Origin of the sequence: Noviherbaspirillum sp. (assembly GCF_036563305.1) — a bacterium.
GTDB lineage: Bacteria > Pseudomonadota > Gammaproteobacteria > Burkholderiales > Burkholderiaceae_D > Noviherbaspirillum.
This window is the reverse complement of record NZ_DATCMQ010000014.1, coordinates 308411-325816: the sequence shown is the minus strand read 5'-3', so window position 1 is coordinate 325816 and position 17406 is coordinate 308411. Positions and strand designations below refer to the sequence as shown.

Below are 17406 nucleotides of genomic sequence, written 5' to 3'. Positions count from 1 at the left end.
CGATGGCAGGCGGCAACGACGTGGCGGTACGCAAGGAAGGACATGCCCGGCCGGGCAAACCGGCGGCGGCGGCCGGGCATGCGGCCGGCCACAAGAACATGTTGCAGCTGATACAGCTGCGCTGGCTGGCGGTGATCGGACAGGTCACCACCATCGCCGTGGTGAGCGTCGGCCTCGGCATCCAGCTGCCGCTGCCGCAGATGCTGGCGGTGCTGGCCTGCCTGATCGCGTTCAATATCGCCGGCCACCTGCGCCTGCACAAGTCGTCGGCGGTGACCGACCGCGAGCTGTTCTTCGCGCTGCTGGTCGACGTGGGCAGCCTGACCGCGCAACTCTATTTCACCGGCGGCACCGCCAATCCCTTCGCCTTCCTGTACCTGCTGCAGGTCATTCTCGGCGCGGTGCTGCTGAAGCGGCGCTTCACCTGGACCATCGTCGCCGTCACCAGCCTGTGCCTGGCCGGCCTGTCGCTGTATTCGTTGCCGCTGGCGCGCCCGCCCGAGGGATGGTTCAGCATCACCAGCCTGTATGTACAGGGTCTGCTGCTGTGCTTCGTGCTCAATGCCGGGCTGCTGGTGTTCTTCGTCAACCGCATCACGGAAAACAAGCGCGCGAGCGACGCCATGCTGGCCGACCTGCGCCAGCGCGCGGCCGAGGAGGAGCACATCGTGCGCATGGGCCTGCTGGCGTCGGGCGCCGCGCATGAGCTCGGCACCCCGATGGCCACCATGTCGGTCATCCTCGGCGACTGGAAGCGGATGCCGGAGTTCGCGGAGGATCCCGACCTGCAGGAGGAGATCGCGGTCATGGAGGCGCAGCTGCAACGCTGCAAGAAGATCGTCAGCGGCATCCTGCTGTCGGCCGGCGAGGCCCGGGGCGAGTCCTCGGCCCGCACCACCATCAACACTTTCCTGAACGACCTGGTGAGAGAATGGCGCGCCGGCCGCAACGTGGCCTCGTTCAGCTTCGACAACCACATCGATCCCGACCTGCCAGTGGTGTTCGACTCGGCCCTCAAGCAGACCATCTTCAACCTGCTCGACAATGCCAGCGAGGCCTCCCCCGACTGGGTCTGCCTCGACGCGCGCCGCAAGGACGGCCGGCTGGCGTTCACGGTCACCGACCGGGGTCCCGGGTTCGCCCCCGAGATGCTGGCCCAGTTCGGCAAACCCTACCAGTCCAGCAAGGGGCGGCCAGGTGGCGGCCTCGGGCTCTTCCTCGCCGTCAATGTCTCGCGCACGCTGGGCGGCACGGTGGCTGCCCGCAACCGCGTAGAAGGCGGCGCCGAGGTCGAACTCAGCCTCCCGCTGACCGCCATCGCGCTCGTCCCGGAGAATGCCGATGTCCGATGAACGCCTGCTGCTGATCGTCGAGGACGACGCCGCCTTCGCGCGAACGCTGGCCCGCTCGTTCGAGCGGCGCGGCTACCGGGTACTGCAGGCGGCCGGCCTCGACGAGGTCGAGCGCCTGCTGCAGGCGCATACCCCGGGCTACGCGGTGGTCGATCTCAAGCTCCATGGCAGCACCTCCGGCCTGGCGTGCGTGCAGGCGCTGCACCGGCACGACCCGGCGATGCTGATCGTGGTGCTGACCGGGTATGCCAGCATCAATACGGCCGTTGAAGCAATCAAGCTCGGCGCCTGCCAGTACCTGGCCAAGCCATCCAACACCGACGACATCGAGGCGGCGTTCGGCCATGTCGCCGGCGCCGCCGCGATCGAACTGACCAACCGTGCAACCTCGATCAAGACTCTGGAGTGGGAGCGCATCCACGAGGTGCTGGTCGAAAGCAACTTCAATATCTCGGAGGCGGCGCGCAGGCTGGGCATGCACCGCCGCACGCTGGCGCGCAAGCTGGAGAAGCAGCGGGTGAAGTAGGCTGGTCCGGCGGCTTCGCTGTCGCCGGGAGTCCCTATTGTGGAGTGCCGCGCCGCCTGCCCGCTTCCGCAAGGATCGCCTGCGCCTTGAGAATGACCGGACGGTCAACCATCCTGCCGTCCAGTGCGACCGCGGCGCCATTGGCGGCATCGGCGGCGTCGACGACGCGTCGGGCCTGCGCGATCTCCGCTTCGGTCGGTGCAAAGGCCGCGTGCACATGCGCCACCTGTCTTGGATGGATGCACAGTTTCGCGCCGAATCCAAGGGCGCGCGCCCTGGCGCTGTCCTTGAAGACCTGCGCGTCGTCGTCGATCGCCGTCGTCACGCCATCCACCGGCGCTTCGATCCTCGCCAGGCGCGACACGAGCACGAGATGCGAGCGAAAGTACAGCAAGGGATCCCCCTCGCCGTCGATCCCCATGTCAAGCTGAAAATCGATCGAGCCGAACAGGAGTCGCCGCACGCCGCGCACTGCCGCAATCCCTTCCGCAGCGGCGAATCCTGCGCCGGTCTCGATCAGCGGCAGGATGCACGGGGCGCCGGCCTGCATCACCCGCTCCAGATCATCCCGGCGCTCGGATTTCGGGAGAATGACACCGGCCACGCCGGCTCTGCCGCAGAGCGCAAGGTCCGACTCGAACCATTCGGTATCGGCGCCATTGATGCGAAGGTAGACCGGCGTCGCCGGCGACAGCCAGTCGTCCACCGCTGCCCTGGCGGCACTCTTCTCATCGAGGGCCACCGCATCCTTGAGATCGACGATGACGGCGTCGGCGCCGGCGGCGCATGCCTTGTCGAACCGGTCGGCGCGATTCCCCGGGACGAACAGGTAGGAGCGTATGGAAGATGGTTTCATAAGGGCACCAGCAGCGGTTCAGATTGCGCCCGATTCCCGCATCGATGCGATCTCGCGCGTGCCGTAGCCCAGCTCGGCGAGTATCGCACCGGTGTGGCCTCGGCAGGCCGCACCAGGTTCTCGGCGGTCTCCAGCCCAAAGAACCCGTGTTCGGTATCGATGATGGTGAAATCGAATCCGGAATAGCCGAGGATTTCCAGCATTTCCGGACTCGCACTCTGGGACCAGGTGCCCAGCAGGAATCCGCCGGCATCGAGTTGCTGCTTGAGGTTGGGAGTAGGCATTGCTTTCCACACTTTCGTTGACTGGGCGCCGGAAGGGCGCAACCGCGGGTCAGGGAAGCCGCCCCTGCGGAAGCGAGGCAACCCATGGCGCCGCCGAAGTACCGGCGCGGTTCAACCGTCGATACGTCCGGAGGTGCCGCCCTTGTTGGCAAACCGAAATCGTTTCGGACGAGTGTGGTCTTCCCTGCAAGGCAAGACAATCGGTATTTTCTTAACCCCCCCTTCGGGCTGGACAGAGGGGGAGGAAAGGGACCGAGGGGCGCGACGCCTGGCCTGTTTTCGACACCCGCGCGGCACCCGGTGTTCTCGTCCCAGGCGGTGGCATTGGCAAAGCACCATCCGCGCTTCGGCAAGGCACCGCTTTGCCGATTCCCGACCTCATTCCGATGCCGCGGTCTGTATTGCCTTGCCCAGGTGCTCGGTAGCGCCGTGAGGGCCGGAGCCAGCGGCTTATCCCTGGTTCGCCGCCGCATTCCGTTGTTGCGGCAAAACCATTAAGATAGGCAAGCTTCACTCGACCGGTTTCCGGCTGACCCGGCGTCGTACGGGCAGGTTTGAAACTGCCCGTACGCTGCGGCCGGATTCCCGACTGCTCTCAAGGGTGTACTAGAAAAGCGATGGCAAGCGCTCCAACGGTTTCCGCAGCATGGGTCAAGGGTATCGTGCGATTGTTCGAGACGGTCGGGCTGGACGCGCACGCGCTGTTCCGCCAGGCCGGAATCGACCCCGCCGAGATCGACAACAGCGACGCCCGCTTCCTGCCCGAGCAGATCAGCACCGTGTGGGACGTGGCGGTAGCCCGCACCGGCAATCCCTACCTTGGCCTGGCGATGCCCGACATGGCCCATCCCGGCAGCTTCGACGTTGTCGTGCATGTGATGATGGCCTGCCCCAACCTGCTGAGCGCACTGGACCGCTTCCTGCGCTATATCCACATCGTCAGCGACGCGGCCGAGATCGAACTGGAGAGCGACGCGGCAGGCTACGGACTGACGTTCAACCTCGCCGGCAACGGACATCCGGTGCCGCGCGCGCGGGTCGAGTTCGTGGTGCTGACCATCCTGAACATCCTGCGCTGGCTCACCGGCCTGAGCCTGCGGCCGAAGGCGGTGGACTTCCCCTATCCCGAGCCGGACGAACTGCTGCCCTACCAGACCGCGTTCCGCTGCCCGCTCCGCTTCAATGCCCGCATCCACCGCATCCACTTCTCGCGCTCGGACCTGATGGCGCCGCTGCCCACAGCCAATTCCGCGCTGGTGGAACTGAACGACCGGCTGGTGAATGACCACCTGACCCGTCTCGGCGCGGCAAGGATATCGGTACGCGCCCGCCAGATCATCGTGCGGCGCCTGCCGGACGGCGATCCCTTGCGCGCGGACGTCGCCAGGATCATGTGCATGAGCGAACGCACGCTGCAGCGGCGGCTGCAGGAAGAAGGCACCTCGTTCAACGACCTGGTCGACGACGCGCGGAGAGAGCTCGCCGACCAGTATTTGCGCTCCAGCCGGATCACGCTCGCGCAGGCGGCCTACCTGCTCGGCTTCGCCGACCAGAGCACATTCTTCCGTGCCTGCAAGCGGTGGTTCGGCACTTCGCCGAGGGAATACCGGTTGCGGCTCGCGACCGGCAAGTAGGCGGCTGCGGTCGCGCCGTCCGTCCCTGCGCCATGCAGGAATGCGCAGGTGTCCGGAAGCAGCCAAAGCCCGACCCGCCGGTACAGGCGCGACCGCCTGCACTGCTGGTTCCTGTCCGCCGCATCGCACCTGCGGACTGCCGGGTACACGCCGCCCGGTGCGCATCGAGAATGCCTGCCGCCTGAAAAAAAGTCCCCGATCAACCCGCGTTGGTCGGGGACTTCCTGCTTCGTCACAGGCGTCAAGCGGACGTCGTCGCCTGGCCCAAGTCGCTGCGTTGCCGCCTTACTGAACCGAGATCGCCTTGTCGGTCAGCGTGGCGTCGAAGATCAGCTTCTGCGGCCACGCGTTCCATGTGACCCCGAGCGCGGCATCGTTCGGATTGCCGTTCTTCGCGAACGCACCCAGGCTCTTCATCATGGTATCCGACAAGGCAAGCCGGCCGCCGCGGTTGGCATTGGTGTTCATGATGTTGGACATCAGCGAAGGACCGAAATTGCCGAACATGAAGGGCAGGTCAAAGAGGTGCGCCGCGCCGTAGATGTCGTTCCATGGCGCCGGCTGCTTGTCCCAGTTGAACTGGTAATACCAGACCTCGGACTGCTTCGCCTTGAGTGCGTCGAGGATGTTGTCCCGGCTGGCGAGGAAGAACACCGTGTTCAGCTGGTGGGCCCGCGCCGTGAAGCCGGTGGTCGGTGTATTGACCGGCAGGTAGGACGCATGGATCCAGTCCGAGATGCTGATCGCCGGGGCGGCCTCGGGGTTGTAGTTCAGCTGGGTCGAGAACAACTGCGCATCGCTGACTATCCGGGCATTGGCGGCGCCGCCCACCAGCGGCAGGAAGGACGGGAACAACTTGCCTTCATCCCGCGTGTTGCCCGCCATGACGGGCGCCTTGACATAGTTGCCGGCGTTGATGGCGGCAATGGCGTCGGTCGGCACCGCTGTGCCCTCTGGTATCGGGCCGGAGCCAGCCAGCGCGGGGAGCCTGGTCAGCAGCGTGTTGAACAGCACGGCCGGCGTCTTGCTGCGCATGTATTCGGCGATCTGCGTCGCGCTGCGTCCGGCGATGTAGGCGTTGGCCGTGGCCGTATCGACCGCCAGGTTGTCGGCGATGACGAGTTGCTGCAGCAATGTGGTGCCTTGCAAATCATAGGTCGTCGCTGGGCTCATCGTCGGTATGCTGCCCGCTGGCAGATTGGAAGCCAGCGACAGGCCGCCGCTCATCGGAACGACCTTGTGGAACAGTTTCGGATTGGCGGCGACCATCATCGGCGAGGTCATCAGCGCATAGACGTTGATCGCGCCGGCCGACTGGCCCATGATGGTCACATTGGCCGGATTGCCGCCGAAGCTGGCGATGTTCTTGTTGATGAACTGGAGCGCCTTGATGCTGTCGAGGATCGCAAAGTTGCCCGAATCGGTGGCCGCGTCGGTGCCCGTCTTCAGCTGGGGCACGGCCAGGAAGCCGAGAATGCCGAGGCGGAAGTTGGGCGTGATCACCACCGCGTTGGCGGCCTTGGCGAGATTGGCGCCGTCATATACCGGGTCGGCCGTGTAGCCGGACACGTTGCTGCCGCCGTGGAAAAACACGATGACCGGCAGGTTGGTGTCCGTCGTCGCCGGGCGCCAGATGTTCAGGTAGAGGCAGTCTTCGCTGCCGACCGCCTGGTTGAGCGTGGTGCCGATCGTTTCATCGTAGCGGTTGTTGGTGCCCGGTCCGTAGATGCGTCCGTACTGGGCGCAGGCATTGCCGTATTCCTTGGCGGCTTTCGCCGTGGTCCAGGCGTCCGGGTCGACCGGCGCCTTCCAGCGGAGGTCGCCCACCGGCGGCTTCGCGAACGGTATGCCCTTCCACGAATACGTGCCCGACGTGGCCGAGCTGTCCACGCCTTCGACCTGGCCGTAGGTGGTCGACTTCAGTACCGGCGATACGCTGGGTGCCGGGGCGGGCGCGGGGGACTTCCCGTTGCCGTCGCCGCCGCAGGCGGCAAGCAGTGGTAGCGCAATGCATGCCGCTGCAAGCAGGCGGCGCTTCTGGCTTGCTGATTTCATGTTGTCTCCTCCAATGATTTGGATTTTTTGTGTTGGCAGGCGCGCAGAAAGCGGCGTGTCAGATGGGTTCTGGCGGCGAGTTCATGCACGGCTGCTTGATAGTACCGAGCCGAAATCGCGACAGGTTCCGGCGCATCTGTTTTGTCTTCCGTTGCCAGTAGTTTGGCTTGCGGCGCAAGTGACCATGAGAGAAAAGCTTGCAGTACAGAAAGTTATTGCTGCTGTGGCAGCGCCAGGGATGGGTGTGCTGATGTCAGCAACGAGCGTTTGCTTTCATGTAGAAAGAAACAAGGGGAGGAAGTGCTGTGGCGCAGCGGGTGCTTCGCCGAGGAGCTGCGCCGCCCGGTACTCTCGGCGGCAGTTCGCGGGGACTGGAAGGCCGGTCGCACGCCGGCGCGTCAACCTGCGCCAGGGAAACCAGTACATCGGCCGCCAGCTCAATGGCTGCGATAAGGCTTGCGGTGCGGCTTCCGTGCCTTGCTTCAGCGCGACTCTCGAAAATCGAGGGCAGCGCGAGCGCGACCATGCGCGGGATGCGTTACTGTGCGGGAGCATCCGGTCGCGCAATCGCCCCGACCCTTCATGAAGGGACCTGCGCCGATCGCTGCGGGTGAACGCTGCTCGTGACAGGTCAAGCGCACCGCGCGGCGCGCCTGCCCGGCGAATCAGGATTTCCGGACGCCGTCTACTGCGCGCCCCGCGGCTGAAGCTCGACCTTCAGCCAGCCAGGCTGCCGCGTATCGAAGGCCTTGTATGCTTCCAGCACCGAGGACATGGGTTCATGGCGGGTGACGATGCTGGTGGGATCGATGCTCCCGTTGCGTATCAGTTCGATCAGGTGCGGAATGTACTTGCGATGATTGCAGTTGCCCATCCTGATCGTGAGGTTCTTGTTCATCGCCATGCCGATCGGGAACGAGGTGTCGCTCGGCGGGTAGACGCCGATGATCGACAAGGTGCCTGCCTTTGCCACCGCCTGTATCGCCCATTGTTGCGCCTGCGACGGCGCCTGCCCCGGATGCCAGTTGTCCCCCTGGGGATTCTGCGTCGGCGCGATCTGCTGCAACTCCTGCTGGAAGGCCTGCTGCTTTTGCTGGGCCTCCTGCGCCGCCGGACCGTGGTGCGGGCATTCCGCATCCACCCCCACCGCGTCGATTGCCCTGTCCACGCCGATGCCGCCGGTCAGCTCCTTGATCGCCTGCACCGGATCCTCCTCGTCGAAGTTGATGACTTCCGCGCCCTGGCGCCGCGCCATGTCGAGGCGGTCGGCGCGGTTGTCGATGGCGAGGACACGGCCCGCATCCATCAGTTTCGCCGACGCGATCGCAAACTGGCCCACCGGACCGCAACCGAAGACCGCCACCGTATGACCCGGCTTGATGTCGGCGAGATCGGCACCGAAGTAACCGGTCGGGAAAATGTCCGACAGCAGGATGGCCTGGTCGTCGCTGATCTCGTCCGGCAGCTCGACCAGGTTGACGTGCGCGAACGGCACCCGCGCCTTCTCGGCCTGCCGCCCGTTGAAGCCGCCTGCCGCCTGGGGACCGCCGTAGAAGGCGGTGCCGGCCGAGGCGCCGTTCGGATTGGCGTTGTCGCACTGGGCGTAGTGGCCCTCCCGGCAGTAGGAGCAGTAGCCGCAGGCAATCGTGGATGGAATGACCACGCGGTCGCCGACGACCAGGTTGCGCACACCCTCGCCGACCTGCTCCACGATGCCGATGCCTTCATGGCCGAGGACCGTGCCTTCCTTCATTCCGGGAAAGGTGCCGCGCACGAAATGCAAGTCGGTGCCGCAGATCGCACTTGCCGCCAACCGGACGATGGCGTCGGTCGGCTGCTCGATGCGCGGTTCCGGCACATCGTCCAGGCGGATATCTCCGACGGCGTGAAATACGACTGCTTTCATGTATGCGCTCCTGTGATTCATGCATAAGGGTTGACGCGGGCGGTCTCCTCGCAGCCTGGCCGCTGCTGTCGTGCGGGATTCAACCGCCGGCATGTGCACCATTCGTGGCCGGCATTGCCTCGGGGCGAAGCAATCAGCGCTGCGGAAGATCGCGAACTTGCACTGCGCTGCGCCACGGCGCCACCCTGCCCGTATTGGACACACTTTCAACCGCAGATTTGTCCGCCCGGTGAAGGTTCCTGTGCATGTTCCTTCCTGCTGCTGACGGTCGGCGACCTTCCTGGATGCACTCCGGCAGCATGAGAACAAGGCGATGCCGGTGCGCACGGGGAATGCTGCAAACGCCACCGGCAGTGCCGCTGCCTGAGCGGGCGCGGGATTCGCGATAACCAGCGTGCGCCGGATGCAGGTCGCGGAAATCAGTAAGGCTCGCCGTCACTTCGGCTGGAACGCAATTCGCCGTCGATGACCGATACCGAGTAGCGCATCGTGCTGTCGGCGGCGCCTGTCCAGCGCCTGATGTCGAATCTGCCCGCCCCTTCCAGGCGTTCCACCCGGATGTCATGGGCGGTCAGGGGCGCGTCCGGCACAAGGACCTCTGGCGCTTCCGTCATCTCGAGAAAGTGCACTGCGCCTCCACCGCTGACTTCCGCCCAACCGTTCTCCACCAGGAGCGCCGTCCCGACCGCAACGCCTATCCCCCGCACCGGCCGCTTGCGTGTCTCGGACATCAGGCGTGACATGAAGACAATCAGTCGGCCAAGGCGGTTGCGGCTGTCGAAATGGCTGTCCGTGATGAGGTTTCCAAGGTCGCGGAGCTTGAGGAAATCGCCGGTGAGGGTGATGGATTCATGGAACGGACTGGCCAGCGCGGTAGCAGACCGTAACGATCCCCGTTCTGCCGAGAACGCATACTCGCCGAGTACTGCAAGTCCTGCGCTGGCGCCGGCAATCGGCACGCCTTTCCTGGCAAGGCGGTGGATTTCCTTTTCCAGCAGGCTGCCCTTCCACTGACGGACGTAGTCGCCCTGATCGCCGCCGGCGATCAGCAACGCATCGGCGTTGCGCACCCGCCGTGCAACGAACTCATCGTTCGCCGCATCGCGACTTGGAATAACGAGCGTCTCGACCGAGGACACGCCGCCCAGCGCGTAGATGTACCGATTGTAGGCGTCGGTGCCCGCTGCACGGATGACCACGAAGTTGCCGCCGCCGCCTTTGCGTATCATCCAGCGGAACGCGTCGTCGACCGCCGGTCCTCCCCCCATCAGGACCGCGCGCGGGAGCGCAGGGATGGGTCGCCTGACATCGACGTCAGTGCCGACGAGTGTATGTTCGTATGGTTTGCCGGTCGACGCCGCCGCGCCGCGCCCGGCGAGCACGACGCACGCCATCAGCAGCAGCCAGTATGGAAGGAGCGCGCGCGACACGCCGTGCCCTCTGGCCTGCCTGCAGTGAACGGCTTGTCGATGCATTGCGACGGACGCGTGCCGCGAAACGCTCAGTCAGCCACCGGGTCGTCCGGACCGTCGTCCGCCGGCTTTGCGCGCTCTGCAAGCTCGCGCGGCACTGCCTTCACGTCCGTCCGTGTGGAGGGCCCGCCGTTTCCTGTGCCGGCGCCCTGCCCGGCGGTGAATTCCGCCGGCCCCCCGCGGGAAGAATCGACATCCTTATCGTTGTGCTGCGTTCCGGATCCACCGCCCTGCATGTCCTGCTCCTCTGATGTTCACTGGACTGGCTGTTTGAACTTGCACGGGTCCATCGGTTCACGCGGAATACGCCGAAAACAGACGGATTTCCGAAGGGGGCTGCAGGGGTGAAAATGTGGTTGGAATCGACCGGGAAGAGATAAGCGGCCATGCATATTGGAAGCAATGACGGCCAGCATTGCACGGCTGACGTCCTGTTTCCCGGGAACACCGCTTGTTCCGTATTCGCGCGAGTTGTCCTGCGTGGCGAGAGCCGCTGAACTGCCCGCGACGTTCAGCGGGCGAAGCAGCGACGCGGCAAGAAAGGACGTGCCGTCATGCAGCAAGCGCGACACGTCCAGTGGGTCGGCCAGGCGCTACCGGCCCGGCCGTTCCGTCCTGGGCAAAAGCGCAGCCAGGATCCCCAGCAGCGGGAGGAAGGAAGCGGCCTGGTACACCCGTTCGATTCCCCACACGTCGGCAATGCTTCCCATGGCCGCCGCGCCGATGCCGCTGATCCCGAACATCAGTCCAAAGAAGATCCCGGCGATCATGCCGACTTTTCCAGGCACCAGTTCCTGCGCAAACACGACGATTGCCGAGAAAGCGGATGACATCACGAGTCCGATGATCACCGACAGCACACCCGTCCAGAACAGGTTTGCATACGGCAGCGCGAGCGTGAACGGCGCAGCGCCCAGTATCGAGAACCAGATCACCCGCTTGCGCCCGATGCGGTCGCCGATCGGGCCGCCGGCGAAGGTGCCTGCGGCCACCGCAGCCAGGAACAGGAACAGGTATATCTGGGCGGAGCCGACCGGCAGGTGGAATTTCTCGATCAGGTAGAACGTGTAGTACGTGGACAGGCTGCTCATGTAGATGTATTTCGAGAATACGAGCAGCGCCAATACCACCAGCGCGCCGACGACGCGCGAGCGCGGCAGCGCCGGACCGGCATGTCCGGCAAACTTCGGGGCCGCGTTCCTCAGGTGCGCGCCGTACCAGCGGCTGACGCCCACCAGCACAAGGATGGCCAGCAGCACGAGCAGCGTGAACCAGCCGATCCTGCCCTGCCCGTGCCCGACGATGATCACGGCGGCCAGCAGCGGACCGAGAGCCGAACCGGCATTCCCGCCCACCTGGAACAGCGACTGCGCAAAACCGAAACGTCCTCCTGAGGCCAGCCGCGCCACGCGCGACGCTTCCGGGTGGAAGGTGGAGGAGCCCACGCCGATCATGCCCGCGGCAAGCAGCAGCATGGCGAAGCTGGTGGCCGAGGCCAGCAGCGCGACCCCGCCCAGCGTCACGCACATCCCGGCAGGGAGCAGGAACGGGATCGGGCGCTTGTCGGTGTACAGGCCGATCCACGGCTGCAGGAGCGACGCGGTGCACTGGAAGGTCAGCGTGATCAAGCCGACCTGCGTGAAGCTCAGCGCGAACTCGTGCTTGAGCAGCGGGTAGATCGATGGCAGCACTGCCTGCACGCAGTCATTCAGCAGGTGAACGAAGGCGACGGAGAACAGGATCTGCATGACGGCGCCCTGTGGGGCGGCCGGGGCACCGGCGGAAGCGGCGGAGACGGGTGAAGCCATGGCGGGAGGCAGTAATGGATGGAGCACCAGTGTAATATGTGCAGGCCGAACGCATATTCCATTTTTCGTCGCGTAAATGACATCCTCGCCCCGCCCCCCGAGACCCCGCAAGCTGCGCTCGCTGCCGCGCAGCGTGACCGCCATGCCCTTGCTCGCGCAGCACGGGGAGCACGTGGAAGCGCACAATCATCCCTGGGTGCAGCTGCTGTACGCCAGCGAAGGTGTGATGCGGGTGCGTACCGAGCTTGGCATGTGGATCATTCCGCCGCGGCGCGCGTTGCTGATTGCACCGGGCATCACGCATGAGCTGACGATGCTCAGCCGCGTGAACATGCGCACCGTCTATATCGATGCCGCGGTGGCAGGCGGGCTGGCCGAAGGCTGCAAGGTGCTGGAAGTCAGTCCGCTGCTGCGGGAACTGATCCTCGCCTTGTCGGCGGAGCCGGTCGCCTATCCACTGGGCGGCCGGGGCGAGCACCTCGCATGGCTGATCCTGTCCGAGCTGGCCGCGATGGAGACCGTGCCGATCGCCGTGCCGTGGCCGCGGGACCGCCGGCTGCAGGCGCTGTGCGCGGACATGATGGACCATCCCGGCACCTCCCGTACGCTCGAAGACCTGGCGTTCGAGGCGGGCGCCAGCGCACGCACGCTGATCCGGCTATTCCCGAAGGAGACCGGGTTGCGCTACCGCCAGTGGGTACAGCAGGTGCACCTGGCGCACGCGTTCGAGATGCTGGCGCGCGGCGAAAGCGTCGGCGCGATTGCGCAACAACTCGGCTATGCCAGCCCGAGCGCCTTCACCAGCATGTTCCGGCGGATACTCGGCAAAACGCCGCAACACTACCTGGCGGAGTGGCGCGGACGCGCCTGAACGCCGCAGCCTGCGCGCTCCGCCCCAATCCGCACTGACGTTGCGCCGGCCGCCGCGCCTCGCGCCACGCAACCTCCGGCTCTTGCCGCGAGTGCGCTGGACGCGCCTGCCGCTTTATCCTTTCAGGAGGCGGGCCAGCAGTCCGGTCAGCTCCGGGGTGCTGATCGGCTTGACAAGATGAAACGCAAATCCGGCCGCGAGCGCCGCCTCCCTGTCTTGCGGCTGCCCGTACCCGGTGACCGCGACCAGGTGCATGGGCTGCTCCTGCGGCAGGGCACGGAGCCGGCGGGCAAGCGCGAAGCCGTCCATCTCCGGGAGGCCGATGTCGAGCAGGCAGACATGCGGCCGAAAGACCGCCGCGCGTTCCAGCGCGCTGGCGGGGTGATGCTCCACCGCGACCTCGTATCCGGCGGCGCCCAGGAACATGCCGAGCATGTCGGCGGCATCGACATTGTCGTCCACCAGGAGTATCCGGTACGGCCGGCTCGGGCGCGACTGCGCCCGATGCTCGACTTCGGGCCGCCGCCCTTCTGCCTGGTCGACCCGCGGCAGCGAAACGGTGAATTCGCTTCCGGCATCGATGCCCTTGCTGTAGGCCGCGACCGTGCCGCCATGCAGTTCCGCCATGCTCTTGACCAGGGCCAGGCCGATGCCCAGTCCGCCCTGGGACCGGTCCGCGGTACGCTCGCCCTGGGAAAACAGCTCGAAGGCACGCTGCACCAGCTCGGGCGTCATGCCGCTGCCGTTGTCACGTACGGAGATCGCGACCCGCTCTGCATCGACGCGCACGCCCAGGTCGATCCTGCCCCGGCCCGGCGTGTACTTTGCCGCATTGCTGAGCAGGTTCGCGAGAACCTGGACCAGGCGCTTCTTGTCACCCAGGACGACCGCGCTTTCGAAGGGAAGGTGCGTTTCCAGCGCGTGGCCCCGTTCCCCTACCAGGGGACGCACCTGCTCGAGGGCTTCGGCCACCACCATCTTCATGTCCACCGGCTCCTTGTGGAGCGTGACCAGCCCGCGCGTGACCCGGGACACGTCCAGGAGATCGTTGACAAGCTCGGTCATGTGATGCACCTGTCGCCCGATCACGGCGGCGATGTGGTTCATGCGCGCGTCCGCGCCCGCCATCATCGATAGCAGCTCTGCGGCCGCGCTGATCGGCGCGAGGGGGTTGCGCAGTTCATGCGCGAGCATGGCCAGGAATTCGTCCTTGCGGCGGTCGGATTCCTTCAGCGCCTCCCGGACCAGCTTGTGCTCATGGATATCCGTGCACGTTCCCATCCAGCGCGTGATGCGGTCGTGATCGTCGCGGACCGGAAGCGCGCGTCCCAGTACCCAGCGGTACTGCCCGGAACGGTGGCGCAGACGGTACTCGATCTCGTACTGCTCGCCGGTCTCCAGGCAGTGCCGCCACAGTGCCATGGCGCGTTCCTGGTCATCGGGATGGAAGATGTCGTTCCATGCATCGCCGTCGGTGGAACCCTCCGGCATGCCCGTGAAATCGTACCAGCGCTGGTTGTAGTAGTCGTGGTAGCCATCGGGCGTGGTGGACCAGACCATTTGCGGCATGGCGTCGGTGATGGTGCGGAACCTGGCTTCGTTTTCGCGCAGCGCCGCTTCACTTCGCACCCGGTCGGTGATGTCCATCTGCGCCACCACGCCGCTCACGATATCGCCTTCCGCATTGCGCACCGGGGACGCACGCAGCAGGACGGTCCGCCGCGTCCCCGGCATTCCGAAGGGTTCGATCTCGATGATGTCATTCGTCACCTCCGTGCCCTGCAGGGCGCGCACCAGTCCCCATTCATGCGGCTGGATGCGCTGGCCGTGCCGCGCCGACTGGTCCGCCCACCAACCTTTCCATTCGGCGTACTCGGCGACGCTTTCGGACATCGGGTGCTCGCCCCAGATACGGCGGTTCTCGCTATTGCCGAGAACGATCCTGCCCGATACGTCGGCGAAGGTGATGCCCACTGGGGCGGCCTCCAGCAAGGCCCGCAGGCGGCTCTGCTCGGTGCTCGTCAGTCGCGCGGCGTCCATCGCCTGCCGCTCGCTGCTGCGGAGGCGCTCCTCGGTATGCTGGTGATCGGTGACGTCGTACCCTTCGATGAAGATGCCGTTGACCGCGCCCTGGACATCCCGGATGGGCTCGAAGACGAAATCGATGAAACGGTCGTCGAGCGGGCCTCCGGATTGCCGCTGGAGCCGGACCTGCGCCTTGCGCCCGACGTACCGCTCGCCCGTCCGGTACACGGCATCGAGGATCTCGAGGTAGCCCTGCCCCGAGAGTTCCGGGAAGACGTCCCTGACGGACTTGCCGACCAGTTCGCGCTGCCCGACGAAACGCAGGTAGGCGTGGTTCGCCAACTCGTAGATATGGTCAGGACCGGAGAGTACCGCCATGAAGCTGGGGGCGCGCTCGAACAGGCCGTAGAGCCGCTCGGTCTGGCGTTCGCGCTCCCGCTCGGACAGCACGTGGTGTGTCGTCTCCACCAGGGCGCAGTGAAACCCGCCTATCGTGCCGTCAGCCGCGCGGATGGGGGTATAGCCGAAACTGAACCAGGCACTTTCATCCTTGCCATTGCGGTGCAGGGTGAACAGCTTGTTGCGATAGCGAAGCGGTTCGCCGGCCATCGCCCGCTTCACCAGGGCTTCGATGTCGGGCCATACTTCCGGCCATGCTTGCTCCAGCGGGGTGCCGAGCGCCGACGGGTGCTTGTCGCCCAGGACATCCAGGTAGGCATCGTTATAGAGCAGGCACAGGGCCGGCCCCCAGGCGATGAACTGCGGTGTGCTGGAATCGAGGACCAATCGCACGATCGTCTGCAACGACTGCGGCCACGCCAGGGGGTTGCCGAGCTTGGAAGTCCGCCAGTCGAGGGACCGCATCAGCTCCCCTACTTCGCCCCCGCCGGCCATCAGCAAGGGCGGCAATTCAGCTTGTGCGGTCACAGAGGAGTCCCGATTCAGTTACACGGCTGCAGACGGTGCAGGGAAGCGGGAATCTTACCTCATGAGGCGAACCTGTTTCGCGGAGCGTGTGGTGGGAAGCCTCGCCGACGGCACTGCATCGGCCGTGCAGGAGGTCCGGGCAGTGGCGTCGGATTCGTCGCGCACGGGCAGGACGCGACACGCCGGCAGTACCGGGGAATGCCGGCGTCGCGGCGCGCGACGAGTGGCGGCAATGCCGCTTCAGGCATATTGCGCAAGCCCATGCCCGAGCGACCAGTTTTCCTTCGACACTTCGACGAGGCTGACGAAGACATCCTCGGGCCGGAGGCCGGGACTGTCTGCGAGCAGTTCGGCGATGCGGCGGAACAGCGCCTTCTTCTGGTCCAGGGTCCGCGTATTGTTCGCGGTGATCTGGATGTAGACGAGATCGTCGCTCCGGTTGACGCCGAGATAGGTCGCGCCGTAGCGGAAGTTCGCCGCGTCGTGCTCGGTGATGGTCATGAACTGGTCGTCTTCCGGCACGTTGAACGTCTCGTGCAGTGCGCGGTAGACATTGTCGAAGATGGCTTGCCGGTAGGTTTCCGGCTTTCCGGCGCGCAGCGCGATATGGGCAAGTGGCATGGCAGGTCCTTTCGAAATGGGTAACCCCATGTTATCCATGCTGTTATGCTATAGCCATTTATACCAGTAATAAACATTTGAAATGATTGAGCGCACCCTCGACCTGGACGCGGTCCGGGCCTTCGTCCGCATCGTCGAGCTCCGCAGCTTCACGCTGGCTGCCGAGGCAATGGGAACCACACAGGCCGCAATCAGCCTGAAGCTGAAGCGGCTTGAAGAACGGCTGGGCTTGCGGCTGGTCGAGCGCACCCCCCGCTACGTGGAGCTGTCGGTGCAGGGCGCCGCGTTCCTCGACCATGCGCGGGAACTCCTGGAAGTCCATGACCGCGCGCTCGGCGTGTTTGCCGGCGCCCGGCAGCGTCTCGCGATCGGCATCAGCGACCATGTCGCGGGACCGGAGTTGCCCATGTTGATTGCAAGGATGAATGCCCAGGACGCGCAGCTGCTGACCGAGATCCGTATCGGGTCATCCGGCGAGCTGCTGCAACGGTTCGACCGGCGGGAGCTCGACACGGTGATCGTCCGGCTGGATGCCGGGCGGCGCGACGGCGAAGTCCTTGCCGAGGAAAAATTCGGCTGGTTTGCGGCGCCGGGCTGGCAGCACCGCGCGGACGAGCCGCTGCCGGTCGCCACGTTGGCGGAGCCGTGCGGCGTGCGGGTGATGGCGGGCCAGCTCCTGGACGCGGCGGGCGTGCCATGGAAGGAAACGTTCGTCGGTGGCGGCGTCGCGACGGTGGCGGCAGCCGTCATGGCCGGCCTGGGCGTCGCGGCGCTGGCGCCGCGCATGCTGCCGTTCGGCGCCGTCGACGTCGGGCCGAGGCTCGGCCTTCCCGAGCTGCCGCGCTTGCCGGTCGTGCTGCACACCCGGGTCAAGGACAGCCAGGCGCGCAAGGCTCTTGCCGCGCTGTCGGCAGCGTTCAAGGGCGCAGTGCGGAACTGACGAACCGGCCTGCCCCGGGGGCGGCACCGGCAGCTGCGGCGACAACGTCTCTCTGCCGGCCGCGCGAAAAGGAAGCATGCGCGCAGGTTGCGTTCGACACCGAAGCGGCATGCAATATGGCGAAAGGAG

General features: G+C 65.7%; 13 protein-coding genes. 5 read left to right on the top strand and 8 right to left on the bottom strand.

Annotated features, from left to right (window positions below):
* Positions 1-2: 2 nt before the first annotated feature.
* Positions 3-1352: an ATP-binding protein gene (locus VIM12_RS14340; RefSeq protein ID WP_331942517.1), complete on the top strand. Its 1350-nt coding sequence runs from the start codon at positions 3-5 to the stop codon at positions 1350-1352.
* Positions 1342-1878, top strand: a complete 537-nt coding sequence (locus tag VIM12_RS14335) for a response regulator transcription factor (RefSeq protein ID WP_331942340.1) — start codon at positions 1342-1344, stop codon at positions 1876-1878. The genes VIM12_RS14340 and VIM12_RS14335 overlap by 11 nt, the downstream gene beginning before the upstream one ends.
* A gap of 34 nt (positions 1879-1912) precedes the next feature.
* Here the strand turns inward: VIM12_RS14335 and VIM12_RS14330 are convergent, their stop codons facing one another.
* Both VIM12_RS14330 and VIM12_RS14325 read right to left on the bottom strand, forming a co-directional pair.
* Positions 1913-2734, bottom strand: coding sequence for a CoA ester lyase (locus tag VIM12_RS14330; protein ID WP_331942339.1), 822 nt, complete (start codon positions 2732-2734; stop codon positions 1913-1915).
* Positions 2731-3018 (bottom strand): hypothetical protein, encoded by a 288-nt coding sequence (locus VIM12_RS14325; protein WP_331942338.1) that lies wholly within the window; start codon positions 3016-3018, stop codon positions 2731-2733. Before VIM12_RS14325 ends, VIM12_RS14330 begins: the two co-directional genes overlap by 4 nt.
* A gap of 617 nt (positions 3019-3635) precedes the next feature.
* On the opposite strand from VIM12_RS14325, the gene VIM12_RS14320 reads away from it, so the two are divergent.
* A complete protein-coding gene (locus tag VIM12_RS14320) occupies positions 3636-4652 on the top strand; it encodes an AraC family transcriptional regulator (RefSeq protein ID WP_331942337.1) in 1017 nt (338 codons plus the stop codon).
* Positions 4653-4937: 285 nt separating this feature from the next.
* On the opposite strand, the gene VIM12_RS14315 is transcribed toward VIM12_RS14320, so the two are convergent.
* The 4 genes from VIM12_RS14315 to VIM12_RS14300 all read right to left on the bottom strand — a co-directional run bounded on the left by VIM12_RS14315 (position 4938) and on the right by VIM12_RS14300 (position 11893).
* Positions 4938-6707 carry a carboxylesterase/lipase family protein gene (locus VIM12_RS14315; protein ID WP_331942336.1) on the bottom strand — a complete coding sequence of 590 codons (1770 nt, stop codon included), beginning with the start codon at positions 6705-6707 and terminating at the stop codon, positions 4938-4940.
* 685 nt (positions 6708-7392) lie between these two features.
* The gene (locus VIM12_RS14310) at positions 7393-8613 is read right to left on the bottom strand and encodes a zinc-dependent alcohol dehydrogenase (protein ID WP_331942335.1); all 1221 of its coding nucleotides are present in this window, start codon (positions 8611-8613) and stop codon (positions 7393-7395) included.
* A gap of 419 nt (positions 8614-9032) precedes the next feature.
* Positions 9033-10088 carry a cyanophycinase gene (locus tag VIM12_RS14305; RefSeq protein ID WP_331942334.1) on the bottom strand — a complete coding sequence of 352 codons (1056 nt, stop codon included), beginning with the start codon at positions 10086-10088 and terminating at the stop codon, positions 9033-9035.
* A gap of 590 nt (positions 10089-10678) precedes the next feature.
* Positions 10679-11893: an MFS transporter gene (locus VIM12_RS14300; RefSeq protein WP_331942333.1), complete on the bottom strand. Its 1215-nt coding sequence runs from the start codon at positions 11891-11893 to the stop codon at positions 10679-10681.
* Positions 11894-11969: 76 nt separating this feature from the next.
* Between VIM12_RS14300 and VIM12_RS14295 the strand changes: the two genes are divergently transcribed.
* Positions 11970-12764: a helix-turn-helix transcriptional regulator gene (locus VIM12_RS14295; protein ID WP_331942332.1), complete on the top strand. Its 795-nt coding sequence runs from the start codon at positions 11970-11972 to the stop codon at positions 12762-12764.
* A 114-nt stretch (positions 12765-12878) separates the two neighbouring features.
* Here VIM12_RS14295 and VIM12_RS14290 read toward each other — a convergent pair whose 3' ends face one another.
* Positions 12879-15716, bottom strand: coding sequence for a PAS domain-containing protein (locus tag VIM12_RS14290; protein ID WP_331942331.1), 2838 nt, complete (start codon positions 15714-15716; stop codon positions 12879-12881).
* A 240-nt stretch (positions 15717-15956) separates the two neighbouring features.
* Entirely contained in the window at positions 15957-16337 is a 381-nt protein-coding gene (locus VIM12_RS14285) for a tautomerase family protein (RefSeq protein ID WP_331942330.1), read from the bottom strand.
* Positions 16338-16419: 82 nt separating this feature from the next.
* Between VIM12_RS14285 and VIM12_RS14280 the strand changes: the two genes are divergently transcribed.
* Complete coding sequence (locus tag VIM12_RS14280; protein WP_331942329.1) at positions 16420-17277, top strand: LysR family transcriptional regulator; 858 nt, start codon at positions 16420-16422, stop codon at positions 17275-17277.
* Positions 17278-17406: the final 129 nt, after the last annotated feature.